Genomic DNA, 17354 nt, shown 5'->3' with positions numbered 1-17354 from the left:
TTTCTGATGGACAGGTTCGTTGGCCTGTTCACCCCAAGGATTTCCACCCACCGGATACTGCTCATGCCTGGAATCGAACCTTTCCGGTGGACCGCCGGGCGGTGGAGGGCGTGGCGGACCTTTGAAATGGCGGCTAAACGAGTGCCTGCCTATCGCGAGTTCCTCGCCGAACATGGGGTGCCCGGAAAGCTTTCCCTCAGTGGCAAGACGCTTACGCAGGCGTTCGCAGCGCTCCCGGAAATGGACAAGGACAGCTATATCAAGCGCTGGGCGATTCCTGCCCGCAGCGTGGGCGGCGTTCTTCCCCGCCACGGTGTCGTAGTGGATGAATCGTCCGGAAGCTCAGGTGTTCCCACCAGCTGGGTGCGCGGCCTGGAGGAACGCCTCGCCACCCGGCAGTTGCTCCAGGTTGGTTTTTCGCGGACTGCAGAGACGCTCAAGAAGCAACCGTTCGTGCTCAACTGCTTCTCCCTTGGCGCATGGGCGACGGGGATGAACGTCAGCACTTCCCTCACGGATGTCACAATGATCAAATCCATCGGGCCGGACCGTGACAAAGTCATCGCCACGATGCTCGAATTTGGGACGGATTACACGTACATCATCCTCAGTTACCCGCCCTTCCTGAAGGCTTTGTTCGAAGATGAACGCATAAATTGGGAAGACTACGACATCGTCGCGGCGTTCGGCGGCGAGGGCATCAGCGAGAACATGCGCGGGCACATCACAAAGTACGCCCACAGCGCTTTCGGCTCCTACGGGGCCTCCGACCTGGAAATCAACATTGCAATAGAGACTGACTACACGGTGGCGCTCCGCCAGGCCATCGCCGCGGATCCGGTGCTGTCGGCGCGGCTCACCAAGCAGGACGAGTACGGCGTACTGCCGATGATCTTCCAGTTCAACCCCTACGACTACCTCCTTGAAACAAATGCGGACGGCGAACTGATCGCCACGATCGTGCGGAAAGAGAACGTCAACCCGCGGATCCGCTACAACATCCATGACCGTGGACACGTGCTGCGCGTCCGCGACCTCAACGCCGTGCTCAAGGAATTCGGGCTCGAACACATCATTCGCCAACAGTTCCTCGATTTGCCCTTGCTATTCCACTACGGCAGGAGCGACCTGTCCGTTGACTTCAACGGCGCGGTCGTTGCACCGGATGCCCTGCGGGACGTCCTCAGCAGCGACCGCAGGCTTCTCGCAGCCGTAGAAAACCACCGCCTTGTCAGTTTCGAAGACGAGCAAGGAGACCGGCAGCTGCACATCGCGCTCCAGCTCACTGCAAAGGCCACCCATGAGCGCACTTTGGACCAGGTGTCGTACAGGAACTACATTCTTGACCAACTGAGAGCAATGAACGGTGATTTCAACAACGCAATTCTGACGTCGGCGGAGTCCAGCCTGCCCACAGTTGCGTTCTATGCGCTGCGCACCGGCCCGTTCGTATCTGATGGCGCGAAACTCAAAAACGAATACGTCTGGCAGCTTGGTCCCTCAGCTCCCCAAGACTGGGCCCTGGACCTGACATTCCGAGCGCAAAAAAATCCCGCAGCCACTACCTGAGACGCGTGGTGATACACGCCATGCCCTACCCACAAAGTCGGCAGGCCACGACGTCGGGGAAGACGCGCGTCCCGGACCCGCCGACGAGGAGTAGAAGTAGCCTCAGGCGCAGTAACCGCTGAACGTGGTCAGCTTTGATTTCCGACCCGAGCTATTGCACAGGTCCTGGAATGCTCCCACGGCCCTTCCAGTTATCCTCGCACTCGGCCACGGACAATTGCAGAACGATGATGACCGGAATGGTCAGCACGAGCCCAGTCCGTTCTTCCGTGTGAAAGGGAATGCTCATGTCCCGAGGCAAAGCGATGTGATCGTGTGTCTTCCATCGATTTGCCTGCTGGCCCCTCACTGGCCGGGATCCGGGGAAGGCGTTTGTGTTGAGGCATCTGGATCCGCTGACGGCGCAGCCTTACACTTCCCGATAAGTTCGGATACTGAAATCTGCGCTACTTTGGTTTCCATGCTTAGTGGATTCAAGAATTTCATCATGAAGGGCAACGTGGTTGACCTGGCCGTCGCCGTTGTCATGGGTACTGCATTCGGCGCAGTGGTGACGGCGCTGGTGAACAAGGTGCTCATGCCATTCGTCTCGGGCCTGGTGGGTGCGCCCAACTTCGACAGCTTCGCAAGGGTGGAGCTGAACGGCAACGCCATCGAGTTCGGCGTCCTGCTGACCGCCATAGTGAACTTCCTGCTGATTGCCGCGGCCATCTACTTTGTGGTGGTGATGCCGATGAACATCATGATCGAGCGCCGCAACCGCCGGCTGGGGATCAACAAGGACGTGAAGAAGGACGCTGCCGAGGATCCGCAGGTTGCGCTGCTGACCGAGATCCGGGACGCGCTGAAAGAGCGCGTCTAATCCTTAGTTAACGCAGAGTGGCCCGTCTCCTTACGAGGAGGCGGGCCACTTTTCTTGCGGCTAGTTTGAAGCCAGCTCCAGCGCGAGTTCCGTCCGGACCACCTGGGCCAGGTGTTCCGCGATGGACTGGGCGGTCTCTTCGTCGGCCGCCTCCACCATCACGCGGACCACGGGCTCGGTGCCGGAGGGGCGGAGCAGGACGCGGCCGGTGTCGCCCAGCGCCGCTTCCGCTGCTGCCACCGCCTGTGCCAGGACATCGCTGCTGCCCACACGGCTGCGGTCCACGCCCTTGACGTTGATGAGCACCTGCGGGAGCTTGGTCATCACGGTGGCTAGCTCCTTGAGCGGCTTCCCGGTCAGTGCCACCTGCGCGGCGAGCTGCAGCCCGGTGAGGAGACCGTCGCCGGTGGTGGCATGATCGGCGAAGATGACGTGGCCGGACTGTTCACCGCCCAGGTTGTAGCCGCCGTCGCGCATGCCCTCCAGTACGTAGCGGTCCCCCACGCCGGTTTCCACGATGGTGATGCCTGCGTTGCGGAGTGCGATCTTGAGACCCAGGTTGCTCATCACGGTGGCCACCAGGACGTCATTCTTGAGCTTGCCGGACTTCTTCAGCGCTACCGCGAGGATGGCCATGATCTGGTCGCCATCCACCTCGTTGCCTTCGTGGTCCACGGCCAGGCAGCGGTCAGCGTCGCCGTCGTGGGCGATACCAAGGTCTGCGCCGTACTTGACCACTGCTTCCTTGAGGGGGCCGAGGTGGGTGGAGCCCACGCCGTCGTTGATGTTCAGGCCGTCAGGGTCGGCGCCGATGACGATCACGTCTGCGCCGGCGTCCTTGAAGAGCTGGGGTGAGCATCCGCTGGCAGCGCCGTTGGCGCAGTCCAGCACCACCGTGAGGCCGTCCAGGCGGTGCGGCAGGGTGCGGAGCAGGTGGACGATGTACCGGTCCTCTGCATCGGAGAAGCGCTGGATGCGGCCCACGTCGGCGCCGGTGGGTCGGACGGCTTCCTTGCCCATCTGCGTTTCGATGGCGTCCTCCACCTCGTCGGGGAGCTTCTGGCCGCCGCGGGCGAAGAACTTGATGCCGTTGTCAGGCGCCGGGTTGTGTGAGGCGGAGATCATGACGCCGAAATCGGCGTCCAGGTCTGCCACCAGGTATGCAGCGGCAGGGGTAGGCAGGACGCCGGCATCATAGACATCGATGCCTGAGCTGGAGAGCCCGGCCTCCACCGCGGCGGCGATGAATTCGCCGCTGGCGCGCGGGTCACGGGCCAGCACGGCACGCGGCCGGGAGCCATTGGAGTTGCGGTCGTGGCCGAGCACGACGGCGGCCGCCTGGGCCAGCTGCAGGGCCAGTTCTGCTGTCAGCAGGCCGTTGGCCAGCCCCCGGACACCATCAGTTCCAAATAATCTAGACACCGGTCAAGTGTAGAGGATGGGTGCGTGGCAGCTTGAAACGGCTGGTGAGGGGCCCTTCTGCTACCTGTTACACGGACGGCACTACCTGCCTTCCTGACAAGCCGATTACTTGAACTACTTGATTTCTACGGTCAGTACCCGTCTTTACTTCAAACCCTCGCTATACCTATTTGGGCGCCCCTACGATCCATGCATGACACCTAGCTATGGGGGCTTGGCGCTCGAAATTGTAGTACCGGTCTACAACGAAGAAGCGGTACTCGAAAGAAGCATCACAAGGCTCGCCGAATATTTGACGCAAGAAATGCCGTCGACGTGGAAGATTACCATCGCCGATAATGCAAGCACCGATCGGACACCGGTGATTGCCGCCCGCCTTAGCGAGCACATGCCGAACGTTGGATATCGGCGCCTTGACGTCAAGGGCCGGGGCTTCGCGTTGAGGGATGCTTGGAGCGCTTCCGATGCCAAGGTGCTGGCGTACCTGGACGTTGATCTATCCACAGATCTCGCTGCCCTTCCGCCCCTGGTGGCTCCATTACTGTCGGGCCATTCGGACATCTCGATTGGCACAAGGCTTGGACAGAGTTCGAGGGTGAGCCGCGGCCCGAAGCGCGAATTCATCTCGAGGTCTTACAACTTTCTGCTGAGGCGGACCATGCAGGTGTGCTTTTCGGATGCCCAGTGCGGCTTCAAGGCCATCCGCGCAGACGTTGCAGAGAGACTGCTCCCTCATGTGGAAGACAACGGGTGGTTCTTTGATACCGAGCTCCTCATCATTGCCGAGCGCTCAGGACTACGGATACACGAAATCCCAGTCGATTGGGTGGATGATCCGGATAGCAGGGTGGATATCAGACAGACGGCACTCGACGACCTACGGGGCATGGTGCGTGTAGCCAGTTCATTGTTTAGAGGAGCCATTCCAGTTCAGGCAATCTATGCGGAGCTGGGTCGAAGGCCCGTTGTGCCTCCGGGAAGGCCTAGCTTCTTCGGCCAGGTATTGCGCTTCGGCCTTGTGGGTGTCGCCTCGACACTTGCATTCGCGTTGCTCTATCTGATGATGCAGGGTCCATTCGGCGCCCAGGAAGCCAATTTCCTCGCGCTCCTCATAACGGCGATGGGTAATACAGCCGCAAACCGCCGGTTCACCTTTGGTATTAGCGGCCCGGCCAAGCTATTCACGCACCAAATTCAGGGTCTGATCGTTTTTCTTCTGGCTTGGGGAATCACGTCCTCGTCGCTTCTAATACTCCACGCGATACAACCTGATGCACTCCCAAGTTTCGAACTATTGGTCCTTACTTCAGCCAATGTGCTGGCAACTCTTTTGCGGTTCGTACTGCTGCGTCTTTGGGTATTCCGGGATCGACGGGGCTCCAATTTCGCCCGGATCCTGCCCCTTAACACCAGCGCGGGAAGTAACCGATGACTACTTCGACGCAGAGCGTGCCTGACGATTGCCAAGGAAACAGCCCCACCTACTTTTACAAATCCCCTGCGGTAGCTCGTTTCCTCAACCGGTGGTCTTTCGGCACTGCCCCGTGGGAACGAAAAGCGCTTGCTGCCCTTTTATGTTTCACGGCCCTGCTGTACTGCTGGGGCCTTGACCTGAACGGCTGGGCTAACTCCTACTATTCCGCCGCGGCAATGGCAGGGTCCCAGGACTGGACGGCATTTTTCTACGGTTCATCAGACCCCGCAAATGCCATTACCGTTGACAAACCGCCAATGAGCATCTGGGTGATGGCACTCTCCGTCCGGTTATTCGGGCTCAACAGCTGGAGCATCCTGTTACCGCAGGCTCTCATGGGTGTCGTCACTGTCTACCTGCTTTACGTCCTGGTCCGGCGATACACCAGCGCTGCTGTAGGCCTCTTGGCCGCGACTTTCATGGCCGTAACACCGGTGAGCACCGTGATGTTCCGCTACAACAATCCTGATGCCCTGCTGATTCTCATTATGGTGGCTATCGCCTTGGCTGTGACCACGGCCATAGACCGCCAGCGCCCTTGGCTGATGGTCGTGGCGGGGGCGCTGGCAGGGGCCGGTTTCCTCACGAAGCAATTGCAGATTGGCCTCATACTGCCGGCGCTTGCGATCACGTACTTGGCATTCGCTGGCACTACTTGGCCCAAGCGGTTCCTGCATCTGGCCTACTCTGCAGTTGCTGCAGCGGCGGTAGGCGGATCGTGGCTTTTAGCAGTGCAATTGACTGCCCCCACGGATCGGCCGTTCATTGGGGGATCCAGAACCAACAGCGCCCTGGAACTCGCTCTGGGCTACAACGGCCTGCAGCGGCTCACGGGGGAGGACGCCCTACGCACCACACCCACTGCAGCGGTAGACAATGCATTCACCGGCGGCTTCCAGCGATTCCTGGAACCGCAGTTTTCCGGCCAATTCGGATGGTTCCTGCCGCTCGCCGTCGCTGGCCTTGCAATGGGTTTAATCTGGTTTGTGAAGCGCGAAGGTAGCAGGCGAAATCGCATGCTGCTGCTATTTTCCGGAACTTGGTTTCTAACCTCGGCAACGGTCCTGGCATTCATGTCAGGAATCCTGCATCCTTACTACAGCCTGACCGCCGTACCACCGCTTTGCACCCTTGCCGCCACCGGACTAATGCATCTTGTGGAGTCTCAGAGCCGTAAGACAAGACTCGTTTTACTTCCAACACTCGTGGCAATGATGACGCTGGCATATGTTTCGGCCCTTCGGTCCACATCGGATTTCCCCGCCCTGCCTCTGTTCCTGCTGTTCCTGTGGGCCATCGCGATCGCCTTTCACCTCCTGCCGGCACTTCCACTACGCCTTCGGCAAGCATCAAGGGCGCTACTTCTGGCAGTGCTGTTGGCCGGCCCCATCATTTGGTCCACCAATACCGCGCTCAGCCCGCATGTCGGAGCGGGGGTGGTCGCTGGGCCCAGTATCTCCGGGTACCGCAGCGACCACCCCGATAGGCACCAGCTAGGCGATGACGTCATTCCCGGACAAGTAGCCTTGATGTTCGGGGACACTCCCCCGCCAGCGGTACTAGATGCCCTCCGCAAAATCCCGCCCTCAACCACGTGGGTAACAGCAACTATTGGTTCAGAAACTGCCGCGAATTACCAACTGGAACTAGGACGCGCAGTCCTACCCGTGGGCGGTTTTGACGGCACAGATCCGTCGCCAACACTGGAGCAATTTCAAGCCTTAGTGGGGCAGGGCAGAGTTGGATCATTGGTAATCCAGGAACTGCCCCCACTAACGCTCGAAGGAAAGGGCGAATCAGCACGAATAGTCCAGTGGGTCAGGGAAACGTATGCCACGCACATCAACAATGGAGTAGAACTGTACTTCCTGCATCAGCCGTGACATAAAGAAGCCCGCCCCGCCAATGGCGGGACGGGCTTCTGTACAAGCGGATTTAGCGCTTGGAGTACTGCTGGGCCTTGCGGGCCTTCTTGAGACCGGCCTTCTTACGCTCGATGACACGGGCGTCGCGGGACAGGTAACCGGCCTTCTTCAGCGTGGCGCGGTTGTTCTCGACGTCGATCTCGTTCAGTGAACGGGCGATGCCGAGACGCAGGGCGCCGGCCTGGCCGGAGATGCCACCGCCGTGGATACGGGCAATGACGTCGTAGGCGCCTTCGAGATCAAGGATCTTGAAGGGCTCGTTGACGTCCTGCTGGTGCAGCTTGTTCGGGAAGTAGTTGTCCAGCGCACGGCCGTTGATGGTCCACTTGCCGGAGCCCGGTACAACGCGAACGCGTGCAACGGCTTCCTTGCGGCGGCCAACAGCTGCGCCGGCAACGGTCAGGGCCGGGCGCTCCTTCTTCGGCGCAGCGGCGTCAGCAGCTGAGCTTTCAGAGGTGTAGCTGGTCAGGGTTTCCTCGGCCTCAACGGCTTCGGTGGTCTCTTCGTTCTGAGCCACGATTCTCCTTGTATAGATAAGTTGTTTGGTGGCCAGGACTACTGGGCGACCTGGGTGATTTCGAAAGTCTTGGGCTGCTGGGCGGCGTGCGGGTGCTCAGCACCGCGGTACACCTTCAGCTTGCCGAGCTGCTGGGCAGCCAAGGAGTTCTTGGGGAGCATGCCCTTGATGGCCTTCTCAACGGCGCGGACCGGGTTGGATTCCAGCAGTTCCGCGTAGTTGACGGAGGTCAGGCCGCCCGGGTAGCCGGAGTGGCGGTATGCGCGCTTCTGCTCCAGCTTGGCGCCGGTCAGGGCTACCTTCTCAGCGTTGATGATGATGACGAAGTCGCCCATGTCCATGTGGGACGCGAAAGTGGCCTTGTGCTTGCCGCGCAGCAGGATTGCGGTCTGGCTTGCAAGACGACCAAGGACAACGTCGGTGGCGTCAATGACGTGCCACTGGCGGTTGATATCGCCGGGCTTCGGGGTGTACGTACGCACGGTGTTTGCCTCGTTCTTGTTCTGGCGTTCTTGTTTAGGTGTCACTAGCTCGTGCACCTACTGTCTGCGCGCTACCGGAACAGAGGTGAGGGCTCCATGTAACCAGTCATCCTGAAGTTCCGAATGTGCACGTTGAGTAGTTATCCTGCAACCGGATTCTCAAGCGGGCACGCACCATCGGAATAGGACACGCACAACGACTACCAAGATTAGCGCGTTAGGGGGTTCAGGGTCAAAATGAGGTAGCCGGAGGCCGCTTGGGCATCGCCGGCCTCACGAACTCATGGGGGATGAAGTGCTAGCAGTGGGGAATGACAGTGCAAGCGGATGGCTCGTTGTCATTGGAGCCGGACTCCTGGGCTGCATCCTCTCCCCCATGACCGAGATCCTGATAGCACGATTGATTCCGAGGCTCGGCGGCCTGCCCACCCTCTCTGTACGGATCACGACGGCGGCGCTCACCGGCCTCGCGTGCCTTGCCTTTACTTTGCATTTTGGAATTACTTCTAGCCTTCCAGCCTTCCTATTCCTTGCAGTATTGGGCATGCAGCTGTCGCGGATCGACATCGCACTCCACCTGCTTCCAAACCCATTAGTCTTAATGCTGCTTGCCGGCGGCCTTTTACTGCTTTTACTGCCAGGACTGTTCGATAAGCGGGCTGATGACCTACTCCGCGCAGCACTCGGAGCCGTCATCCTGTTTGCTGGCTACCTAATTTTGGGACTTATTTCTCCTGGCGGCATCGGCATGGGCGACGTGAAGCTCGCTGCTCCCGTTGGGCTCTACCTCGGGTACCTAGGGTGGAGTCAGTTGCTTTACGGCGGGCTCGTCGGGTTCATCCTGAATGGCTTGGTGACGGTTCTCGTAATTAGTAGAAGAGGCCGAAACAAAGCCAAAGAGGTGGCGCACGGTCCCTCGATGCTGGGCGCCCTCGCAGCGGCCGTGCTCTTCATCGCCTAGCCACCGCCGCCGTAAGTCCTTCCGGCAGAGAGCGCCACCGCGGAGGCGCTCCAAGTACTCAGCCACGTACCCGCTCGGCTTTCTGAGTACCGGCCCCCTCGTCCGAGTACGTACTTTTGGCATTCCCTGAAAAAGTCGAGTACCACTACGCATTGTTGCCCATGCCCCTAAATGACAATCTCTTCTTAGCGAAGTCCAGCCGCTGAGGATTTATGGGGGCAGCTGGAAATTCGTTGGAATATATAATCAGCCAATTTCACCGAATTAAGGACAATACAATGACTTCTCTCATGGTCTCGATGATGGCTTTCGTCGCCGGCGTCAAGGATCGTTTCACTTCCGAAAAGGGCGCAACCGCCGTCGAATACGGCCTCCTTGTCGCATTGATCGCGGCCGTCATCGTAGTGGTCGTAGCCTCCCTCGGCACTCAGATCAACGCCGCGTTCACCAAGATCTCCGCCCAGCTGTAGCCAGCAGCTCGTCAACGGAAAGATGGTGGCTCCCGTCATGATTTCAGTCCTCGCCTACATTGCAGGCATACAGAATCGAATCGAGTCGGAAAAAGGTGCAACGGCCGTGGAGTACGGGCTTCTCGTCGCTCTTATCGCTGCTGTGATCATTGTTGTGGTCGCGTCGTTGGGCACGCAGATCAATACCGCTTTCAACACGGTTTCCGCCCAGCTGTAACTCCGATTCCAACGGAAGCCGAGGGGCGGGGCGGGAAGTTGAGCCGTTGCTCGCCAATTCCTGTCCCGCCCCTGGGCATTCCACATTGAGTCGCCACAATCAGCTTGAGGCGCGTCAGTCGCCGCACATAACCACTCTTAGCTCGGCCGGCAGTTCCAGTAGGCCGGTCTCCCTAGAACTCGGGTCACAACATGAAGCAAAAACTTAGCCAGCGGAGGCTGCCCTCCCGGAAAACCCGGGAGACCGGTGCTGTCGCTGTGGAATTCGCGCTTATCCTCCCCATATTTCTGGTTTTGGTTCTGGGAATCGCTGAAATGGGGCGTGCATTCAATATTCAAGTCTCGCTTAGCGAAGCAGCCCGCGAGTCAGCTCGTTATGCGGCCATTCACAATGCGGAGTCGAGCTATTCAAACTCCAGCGCACAAGCTGCTGGAGTAGCAGCGGCCCCATCGGTCGGCCTCTCGGCCTCCAATGTCGGTATCTCCTTCACTACGGGGGCTACTTGCACCCCAACCGGCAACGTTGTGGCGACCGTGACTTATTCAACTCCCTGGATGACAGGTTTCCCCGCTCTCATACCGGGAATGCCTGCCACCCTCTCAATTCAAGGCAAGGGTGTAATGCGATGCGGCGGTTGAAAGCGGAGAATCCCGAACGCGGAGTTATTGCCCCAATCGCGGCCCTGTCCATGGTGGCGCTCTTGGGACTAAGCGCCTTTGCAGTTGACGTCGCCACCATGTATTCGGAACACGCCCAGCTTCAAAACGGAGCCGATTCGGCAGCTTTGGCAATTGCCCAAGGCTGCCTTGCGACACCCCCGAGTGCAGCATGTTCCTCCCCCGTCACGGAAGCATCGGCACTGGCCAACGTGAACGCTCTGGACTCCCACACAAACATCGTCAGTGCGACGGTCTCATCCGGCCTTGTCAACGTGACTACGCAAGCACAGGACACGTCCGGCAACAACCACTTTTCCCTCGTCTTCGCGCGTGCACTCGGCATTCAAACAGCGGATATCCAAGCCACTGCCCAAGCAATGTATGGCGGCTACTCCGCCGGCAATGTGGTACCGCTGGCCTTTTCGAAATGTGAGTCTGATCCCGGTTTTACGAAGGACCTGCAGTTCTTTCCGTCCCACGGGGACGCGTTGTCTTCCGATCCCGCCTATGAATGCAAGACAACCTCATCCTCTGGGCTCGAGATACCTGGAGGCTTTGGCTGGCTTGACCACCCCTCCGGGACTTGCAGTGTCTACGTAAATATTGCTGACCCTTGGGTTGGCACCGACGCCGGCGCTGACTACGACGCTGATTGCGCGGCAACAATGAACAAGTGGGGGGCGACACTTAGTGACCCCTCCAAAACGGTGGAAATCCTTGTTCCTATTTTCGATGATGCTCGCGGAACGGGGAGTAACGCCGAGTTCCATATAGAGGCTTTCGCGCAAATTTCTCTCCGCGGGTGGAATCTTGCGGGCGGCAGTACTCTCCCCGAAGACTTCATGACCGCAGAAGCCAAGAAACTGTCCAAGGATCTCAAGCTCAAGAACAGTGACAACGGCATCTTCGGTCGCTTCATCAAAAAGGTTTCCCTTGCTGAGGCCATGAAGCTTGGCGGCCCAACTACATATGGCGCAACCGGCGCCCAGCTCACTAATTAGAGCGATCTTTAGCAGGTGAGGCTGGACTAGCCAGCTTCACGGATAGATAACCAAAGGAGATAACAAGTGAAAACTCGCCTTCTGGGAGGCATCGTAGCGCTTGTGCTCGCAGTAGTTGGCACATTGCTCTTAGTCTCATACGTTCAAGGTTCTGAAGCCAGGGCCCAAGCAGACCTGCAACCTATTGATGTTCTGGTGGTTGAAAAGCAGATTCCGCAAGGCTCGAGCCTGGATCAGATTAAGTCTGCAGTAAAGCTCACTTCCCTTCCCTCCGCTTCAGTGCCCAACGGCGCCCTGAAGAGCCTCGATGGTCTCGACGGGAAAGTAACATCCGCCGACCTGGTCCCGGGAGAACCTCTTCTCGGAGTCCGCCTCGTTGACCCAACAAGTCTGGCAGCCCCAGGATCTGTCCCCGTGCCTGCCGGAATGCAGGAGATCTCAGTTCAGCTAGACGCACAGCGGGTAGTCGGTGGACGAATCGCGGCCGGTGACACCGTCGGCGTCGTCGCCCTGTTCGCCGGTGATAACGCGGATGGCGGAACTGCGCAGCAGATCTTCCACAAAGTACTCGTCACCAGCATCCAGCGCGCCGCTGCCCAAGGTTCTGCCGGCAATCAGGGAGCCTCCACCGAGCAGGCAAACACTCAGCTTCCCACAGGCCAGCTGCTGGTCACGTTCGCAAGAAACGATACCGACGCTCAGAGGATCGCCTTCGCCGCAGAGTTTGGAAAGCTCTGGCTCACGAAGGAACCAGCTTCGGCTACTGAAAGCTCTCCGACCGTTATCAAGAAAGTGGAGCTGATCAAATGAGCAGGTTTGTGTTGATCACACCGGACAACAACTTCGCTCAGCGCACCAAACAGGCCACGAGCGGCCTCCACGGCGCCTTGCAAACACTTCAGGCCGACTACCTCCCGCCGAGCCCGGACGACATCCTCCGCACGATCAACGGGGACCCGGCTGAAGTGATTCTCCTCGGCCCCGGGCTTCCGACGGATGATGCTATTCGTCTTGCAAGTCTGTTCGACCTCCAGTTTCCAGAGATCAGCGTTGTCCTGGTGGCTAGAGAAGGACCCGACGTTGCCCTGCCCGCCATGCGCGCCGGAATTCGTGACCTGCTCAGTCCAGAGGCCCCAGTTGATGACATTCGGGTAATGCTGGAACGGGCCAGCCTGGCATCCGCCGGACGCCGCCGCGGACTTGGGGCGTCAGTAGCAGAGGCACCTAAAGGCTCACGCATCATCGCAGTGATGTCCCCCAAAGGCGGAGTCGGCAAGACTACGGTCACTACCAATCTGGCTGTCGGCCTCGGCAAAATAGCACCGAGCGGCGTCGTGGTCGTTGACCTCGACCTGCAATTCGGTGACGTCGCATCCGGCCTCATGCTGGAACCGGAACGCACCCTGGCTGACGCAGTCACAGGAGCCGCAGTCCAGGACAGCATGGTCTTAAAGTCCTACCTGACGCTGCACCCCTCCGGCGTATACGCCCTCTGCGCACCGCTAAACCCGGCCCAGGCGGACCAGATCAGCGGGGAGCAGGTAGGACACCTCATCTCGCAACTCGCCAGCGAATTCCAGTACGTCGTGGTCGACACCGCACCCGGGCTGGGTGAACATGTGCTGGCGACCTTGGATCGGGCCACTGACGCGGTCTGGGTGTGTGGAATGGATATCCCCAGCATCAGGGGTTTGCGGACGGGTTTTCGGATCCTGGATGAACTCAGCCTTGTACCGGAAAATCGCCATGTTGTGCTCAATTTCGCAGACCGTAGGAGCGGTCTGACCGTCCAGGACGTTGAAGCCACCATCGGGTGCCCGGTCGATGTAGTCCTCCCCCGCTCCCGGGCCGTTCCATTCTCAACGAATAAGGGCGTGCCACTCCTGCAAGATGGTAGCCGTGATGGCGCAGCCCGTGGTTTGAGCCAGCTAGTGGAGCGGCTCAAACCTGATTGGAAAGAAAAACAGCACAAGAAGCTGCACAGAAGGGCGGTAGTGCAATGAGCCTGACACGTAGGTTGGAAGCAGCGCGGGGAAACGATGAGGCCACGAACGGCGGCCTCACAACGACTCCAGCAGCCCCATGGCACCCCAACGCGGCGCCGGCCGGCGATTCGACTGTCTCCGCGGGCTATGCCAGCGAGCCCAATGAGGCACTCAGCGCTGTGAAGGACCGTGCCGGCGTTGCTCTCTATGAGCGAATGGGCAGCCGCATCACAGACTCTTCTATCGACGAAGCCGATCTCCAGCAATACGTCAAGGATGAGCTGAAGAAGATCATCGAAGAGGAGGACATCCCGCTGACCCTCAGCGAGCGGAACCGGCTGGTCCAGGAAATCATCGACGATGTCCTTGGCCTTGGCCCGCTTGAGAAGTTTCTCAAGGACGGGGACATTACCGAGATCATGGTCAACGGCCCAGACAAGATATATGTCGAACGCCAGGGAAAGTTGGGGATCACCGGATCCCGATTCAATGACGAGGACCACCTTCGCAGAGTCATTGAACGGATTGTTACGAAGGTTGGCCGTCGAATCGACGAGTCCTCGCCTCTGGTGGATGCCCGACTGAGCGACGGATCCCGCGTCAACGCCATCATCCCACCATTGGCTGTCAGTGGTTCTTCCTTAACGATCCGCAAATTCGGCCAGGTTCCACTGACCGTAAACAACCTCATCTCTTTGGGTTCCATGTCTCCCGAAATCGCCGAACTCCTTCAGGCGTGTGTCCGAGCTCGTCTCAACATCATCGTTGCCGGCGGCACAGGAACAGGCAAAACAACAATGCTAAATGTGCTGTCCTCGTTCATTCCGCCGGACGAACGGATCGTGACCATCGAGGACGCAGTTGAACTGCAACTGCAACAGGAACACGTGGTCCGCCTCGAAAGCCGTCCGCAGAATATCGAAGGCAAGGGCGAGATAACGATCAGAGACCTCGTCCGCAACTCCCTGCGTATGCGCCCCGACCGTATTGTGATCGGCGAGGTTCGTGGAGGCGAATCGCTGGACATGCTACAAGCCATGAACACAGGCCACGATGGCTCGATTTCCACCGTCCATGCCAACTCACCTCGTGATGCGATCTCCAGGCTTGAGACTCTGGTCCTGATGGCGGGCATGGATCTTCCTCTCCGTGCGATCCGCGAGCAAATTGCTTCAGCCGTGAATCTGATCGTTCACATTTCCAGGCTTCGCGATGGCTCCCGGCGGATCACTCATGTAACCGAGGTGCAAGGAATGGAAGGCGATATCGTTACTCTTCAAGACGCCTTCGTGTTCGATTACAGTGCGGGAGTCGACGCTAACGGGAAGTTCCTTGGGAAGCCGGTGCCAACCGGCGTTCGTCCCCGATTCGTAGATCACTTCGCTGAACTCGGCATTCCACTGTCTCCTGCTATTTTCGGTTCTTCCCCCGTAGGCGGCGGATTCCGGTGACCATTACCAACCCAATCTTTCTGGCACTTGGAGTTTCACTCTGTTTGTCGGCGGCGGCAGTGCTCTTCCTCGTTACGTTCAAGAGTGCCCGGGGCGAAATTGCCATTACCCGAAGGAGGCCGGGAGTGGTCAATGGCCCGACGCTGCTTACCCGAGTCACGGACTCGGCTACCTCCTTCGTGGAAAAGAACGTCAGCAAGAACGCGCGGTTCGGCAGTCGTGCATCTCTGGAGCAAGCGGGCCTGAAGATGCGACAGGCAGACTTCCTGTTGCTCGTCACCTGCGGCGCTGTCACGGCTGGCTTCGTTGGCTTCATTCTTGGAGGCGCTCTCCCGGCGCTGCTCCTCGTCATCGCCACACCATTCCTGGCCATGCTGGTCTTGAATGTGCTTTCGTCCCGACGCCGCAGCAAGTTTGAGGCGCAGTTGGGCGACACCCTTCAGATGCTCTCCGGCGGCCTACGCGCTGGGCATAGCCTTCTCCGTTCTGTTGACGCGGTAGCCAAGGAGGCCGACGCTCCTACCTCCGAAGAGTTCGCGAGACTGGTTAATGAAAACAGGCTCGGACGGGATCTCCGGGACTCGATGCTTGACGCAGCACATCGGCTGCGCAGCGAGGACTTTGAATGGGTGGGGCAGGCCATAGAGATTCACCGTGAAGTTGGAGGTGATCTGGCGGAAGTACTTGACCAGGTCGGGGAAACCATTCGGGAACGAAGCCAGATCAAGGGCCAAGTCCAGGCCCTCAGCGCTGAAGGAAGGCTTTCCGCTTACATACTCGTCGCTTTGCCGATCGGCATGTTTCTTTACATGTCGGTCGTCAACAGCTCTTACATCGCAACTCTTTACACCAACCCAATCGGCTGGGTCCTTCTGGGAGTAGCAGTAGTGCTCCTGGCCGTTGGGTCGTTCTGGCTGAGTCGTGTCGTAAAGATCAAGTTCTAGGAGGAAATAATGACAACAATGGCTTGGCTGATAATAGGCCTGATTGTGTTCCCTGTTTCCTTCCTGGCTTGGTCGTTCCTCTCTGTCGATAGAAGGGGTTTCGCAGCAGTCCGCAGCAACCTCGGCAGAGGCATCCGCCTCATAGACAGCCGGGTGCCCGGGACAGTGGCTGCCGGACTTCCTGGTTCCAAGCCGGCAATCCCGCTTGGAATAAGAGTCACGCCGAAGGGCTACGTTGCATGGCTGGACAAACTCCTTGCTCGCGCTGGACGACCGGCACAGCTGCCCCTTCCAAGGCTGCTGATTGCCAAGCCCGCTCTGGCTCTCCTCGTCTCTGTGCTGGGAATCCTTTTCATTAGCAAGAACGTGACACCTTCTGCCTCCCTGCTCGTCGTACTGGCGGCAGCCCTCGCCTACTTTGTTCCTGACATTCTGGTGCACGGCAGGGGAGCTGAACGCCAGAAGGCGATCGAGCTGGAACTACCCAACACCTTGGATCAGATGCTCATTTCGGTGGAAGCCGGATTGGGGTTCGAAAGCGCCATGGCCCGTGCGGCGCAGAATGGAAAAGGTCCCCTTGCATTTGAGCTCATGCGGACCCTTCAAGACATGCAAGTTGGCCGAAGCCGGGCGGAAGCCTATGAGGCACTAGGTACCAGGACAGACGTACCTGACCTTAGAGCCTTTATCCGTTCCGTCGTACAGGCTGATATTTACGGTATCGCTATCGCAAAGGTCCTGAAGACGCAGGCGAAACAAATGCGGATCAAGCGGCGGCAGCGGGCAGAAGAAAAAGCCATGAAACTGCCTGTCAAGGTACTTTTCCCTTTGATGTTCGCCATCCTGCCGGTCCTGTTCATTGTGATCATCGGCCCGGCAGCCATCAACGTCATGAAAACTTTCTCCGCCTGGTGACTTAATTCGGCGAAAGCCACCCAGTGCGCTATCCGGCGCCCCCAAATACCGGACCCCCTCGGCACCCAGAACCGAGGGGGTCCCTTTGTGTGTGCCCCAAAGTTCAGGAAGCCCACCATCAGCGCAGGACAAACCCGGCAAAAGCGCAGTGAAAGTGCACTTGGTAAAGGCTTTGCGCAGGATGTTGCAAGATCCGGTCAACGCTGCATCAAGCGTTGCTAACTTCGTCTTAGTGCTGGTGCAGGGCCAGCCATCCGACTCGCTCAGGAGTACAAAATGCTTTCTCTCATCGCCACCCTTCAGACCCTCGGCTTCAGCCTCAAGGACCGCCTCAGCAACGAAAAGGGCGCCACCGCCGTCGAATACGGCATCATGGTCGGCCTCATCGCCGTCGTCATCATTGTTGCCGTCAGCACCCTGGGCGGCACGTTGGACGGCTTCTTCAAGTCGATCAATACTCAGCTGGCACCGAAGGCCCCTGTAGTAGGCGGCTAGATCCA

General features: G+C 58.9%; 18 protein-coding genes. 15 read left to right on the top strand and 3 right to left on the bottom strand.

Annotated elements, in window-relative coordinates; translation table 11 throughout:
* Positions 1-141 precede the first annotated feature (141 nt).
* Together QFZ57_RS11030 and mscL are read left to right on the top strand one after the other, a co-directional pair.
* The gene (locus QFZ57_RS11030; RefSeq protein ID WP_306900216.1) at positions 142-1569 is read left to right on the top strand and encodes a phenylacetate--CoA ligase family protein; all 1428 of its coding nucleotides are present in this window, start codon (positions 142-144) and stop codon (positions 1567-1569) included.
* Between the two features lie 460 nt (positions 1570-2029).
* Complete coding sequence (gene mscL / locus QFZ57_RS11025) at positions 2030-2431, top strand: large conductance mechanosensitive channel protein MscL (RefSeq protein WP_142031959.1); 402 nt, start codon at positions 2030-2032, stop codon at positions 2429-2431.
* Positions 2432-2491: 60 nt separating this feature from the next.
* Here the strand turns inward: mscL and glmM are convergent, their stop codons facing one another.
* On the bottom strand, positions 2492-3853 hold the full coding sequence (glmM, locus tag QFZ57_RS11020; protein ID WP_306900214.1) for a phosphoglucosamine mutase: 1362 nt from the start codon (positions 3851-3853) through the stop codon (positions 2492-2494).
* A gap of 193 nt (positions 3854-4046) precedes the next feature.
* On the opposite strand from glmM, the gene QFZ57_RS11015 reads away from it, so the two are divergent.
* The gene (locus QFZ57_RS11015) at positions 4047-5285 is read left to right on the top strand and encodes a bifunctional glycosyltransferase family 2/GtrA family protein (RefSeq protein ID WP_306900212.1); all 1239 of its coding nucleotides are present in this window, start codon (positions 4047-4049) and stop codon (positions 5283-5285) included.
* Positions 5282-7210: a glycosyltransferase family 39 protein gene (locus QFZ57_RS11010; protein WP_306900211.1), complete on the top strand. Its 1929-nt coding sequence runs from the start codon at positions 5282-5284 to the stop codon at positions 7208-7210. Before QFZ57_RS11015 ends, QFZ57_RS11010 begins: the two co-directional genes overlap by 4 nt.
* A 52-nt stretch (positions 7211-7262) precedes the next feature.
* On the opposite strand, the gene rpsI is transcribed toward QFZ57_RS11010, so the two are convergent.
* Positions 7263-7769 carry a 30S ribosomal protein S9 gene (rpsI, locus tag QFZ57_RS11005; protein ID WP_050684362.1) on the bottom strand — a complete coding sequence of 169 codons (507 nt, stop codon included), beginning with the start codon at positions 7767-7769 and terminating at the stop codon, positions 7263-7265.
* Between the two features lie 38 nt (positions 7770-7807).
* On the bottom strand, positions 7808-8251 hold the full coding sequence (gene rplM / locus QFZ57_RS11000; RefSeq protein ID WP_015937805.1) for a 50S ribosomal protein L13: 444 nt from the start codon (positions 8249-8251) through the stop codon (positions 7808-7810).
* Between the two features lie 295 nt (positions 8252-8546).
* On the opposite strand from rplM, the gene QFZ57_RS10995 reads away from it, so the two are divergent.
* From QFZ57_RS10995 to QFZ57_RS10945, 11 genes are all read left to right on the top strand, one after another.
* Positions 8547-9212, top strand: coding sequence for a prepilin peptidase (locus QFZ57_RS10995; protein ID WP_373461305.1), 666 nt, complete (start codon positions 8547-8549; stop codon positions 9210-9212).
* Between the two features lie 278 nt (positions 9213-9490).
* Complete coding sequence (locus QFZ57_RS10990; RefSeq protein ID WP_306900205.1) at positions 9491-9682, top strand: Flp family type IVb pilin; 192 nt, start codon at positions 9491-9493, stop codon at positions 9680-9682.
* Between the two features lie 37 nt (positions 9683-9719).
* Positions 9720-9899 carry a Flp family type IVb pilin gene (locus QFZ57_RS10985; protein ID WP_306900204.1) on the top strand — a complete coding sequence of 60 codons (180 nt, stop codon included), beginning with the start codon at positions 9720-9722 and terminating at the stop codon, positions 9897-9899.
* A 191-nt stretch (positions 9900-10090) separates the two neighbouring features.
* Positions 10091-10537, top strand: a complete 447-nt coding sequence (locus tag QFZ57_RS10980) for a TadE/TadG family type IV pilus assembly protein (protein ID WP_306900202.1) — start codon at positions 10091-10093, stop codon at positions 10535-10537.
* Positions 10525-11559 (top strand): TadE/TadG family type IV pilus assembly protein, encoded by a 1035-nt coding sequence (locus QFZ57_RS10975; protein WP_306900200.1) that lies wholly within the window; start codon positions 10525-10527, stop codon positions 11557-11559. Before QFZ57_RS10980 ends, QFZ57_RS10975 begins: the two co-directional genes overlap by 13 nt.
* Positions 11560-11625: 66 nt before the next feature.
* Entirely contained in the window at positions 11626-12369 is a 744-nt protein-coding gene (gene cpaB, locus QFZ57_RS10970) for a Flp pilus assembly protein CpaB (protein WP_306900198.1), read from the top strand.
* Entirely contained in the window at positions 12366-13562 is a 1197-nt protein-coding gene (locus tag QFZ57_RS10965) for an AAA family ATPase (RefSeq protein ID WP_306900195.1), read from the top strand. Before cpaB ends, QFZ57_RS10965 begins: the two co-directional genes overlap by 4 nt.
* Positions 13559-14995, top strand: a complete 1437-nt coding sequence (locus QFZ57_RS10960; protein ID WP_306900193.1) for a CpaF family protein — start codon at positions 13559-13561, stop codon at positions 14993-14995. Before QFZ57_RS10965 ends, QFZ57_RS10960 begins: the two co-directional genes overlap by 4 nt.
* On the top strand, positions 14992-15939 hold the full coding sequence (locus QFZ57_RS10955; RefSeq protein ID WP_306900191.1) for a type II secretion system F family protein: 948 nt from the start codon (positions 14992-14994) through the stop codon (positions 15937-15939). Before QFZ57_RS10960 ends, QFZ57_RS10955 begins: the two co-directional genes overlap by 4 nt.
* Before the next feature lie 9 nt (positions 15940-15948).
* The gene (locus QFZ57_RS10950) at positions 15949-16854 is read left to right on the top strand and encodes a type II secretion system F family protein (RefSeq protein ID WP_306900189.1); all 906 of its coding nucleotides are present in this window, start codon (positions 15949-15951) and stop codon (positions 16852-16854) included.
* 276 nt (positions 16855-17130) lie between these two features.
* On the top strand, positions 17131-17349 hold the full coding sequence (locus QFZ57_RS10945) for a Flp family type IVb pilin (protein WP_306900187.1): 219 nt from the start codon (positions 17131-17133) through the stop codon (positions 17347-17349).
* The last annotated feature ends 5 nt before the right edge of the window (positions 17350-17354 follow it).

Origin of the sequence: Arthrobacter sp. B1I2, assembly GCF_030816485.1 — a bacterium.
Lineage (GTDB): Bacteria > Actinomycetota > Actinomycetes > Actinomycetales > Micrococcaceae > Arthrobacter.
This window is presented reverse-complemented; position numbering and strand designations above follow the sequence as displayed.

Bases quoted from the DNA above. Each gene is read 5' to 3' on its own strand.
- QFZ57_RS10960 (WP_306900193.1), top strand. From the start codon at position 13,559: ATGAGCCTGACACGTAGGTTGGAAGCAGCGCGGGGAAACGATGAGGCC.
- QFZ57_RS10975 (WP_306900200.1), top strand. From the start codon at position 10,525: ATGCGGCGGTTGAAAGCGGAGAATCCCGAACGCGGAGTTATTGCCCCA.
- QFZ57_RS10965 (WP_306900195.1), top strand. From the start codon at position 12,366: ATGAGCAGGTTTGTGTTGATCACACCGGACAACAACTTCGCTCAGCGC.
- QFZ57_RS11010 (WP_306900211.1), top strand. From the start codon at position 5,282: ATGACTACTTCGACGCAGAGCGTGCCTGACGATTGCCAAGGAAACAGC.
- QFZ57_RS10950 (WP_306900189.1), top strand. From the start codon at position 15,949: ATGACAACAATGGCTTGGCTGATAATAGGCCTGATTGTGTTCCCTGTT.
- QFZ57_RS10990 (WP_306900205.1), top strand. From the start codon at position 9,491: ATGACTTCTCTCATGGTCTCGATGATGGCTTTCGTCGCCGGCGTCAAG.
- QFZ57_RS10980 (WP_306900202.1), top strand. From the start codon at position 10,091: ATGAAGCAAAAACTTAGCCAGCGGAGGCTGCCCTCCCGGAAAACCCGG.
- mscL (WP_142031959.1), top strand. From the start codon at position 2,030: ATGCTTAGTGGATTCAAGAATTTCATCATGAAGGGCAACGTGGTTGAC.
- QFZ57_RS11015 (WP_306900212.1), top strand. From the start codon at position 4,047: ATGACACCTAGCTATGGGGGCTTGGCGCTCGAAATTGTAGTACCGGTC.
- QFZ57_RS10985 (WP_306900204.1), top strand. From the start codon at position 9,720: ATGATTTCAGTCCTCGCCTACATTGCAGGCATACAGAATCGAATCGAG.
- QFZ57_RS10945 (WP_306900187.1), top strand. From the start codon at position 17,131: ATGCTTTCTCTCATCGCCACCCTTCAGACCCTCGGCTTCAGCCTCAAG.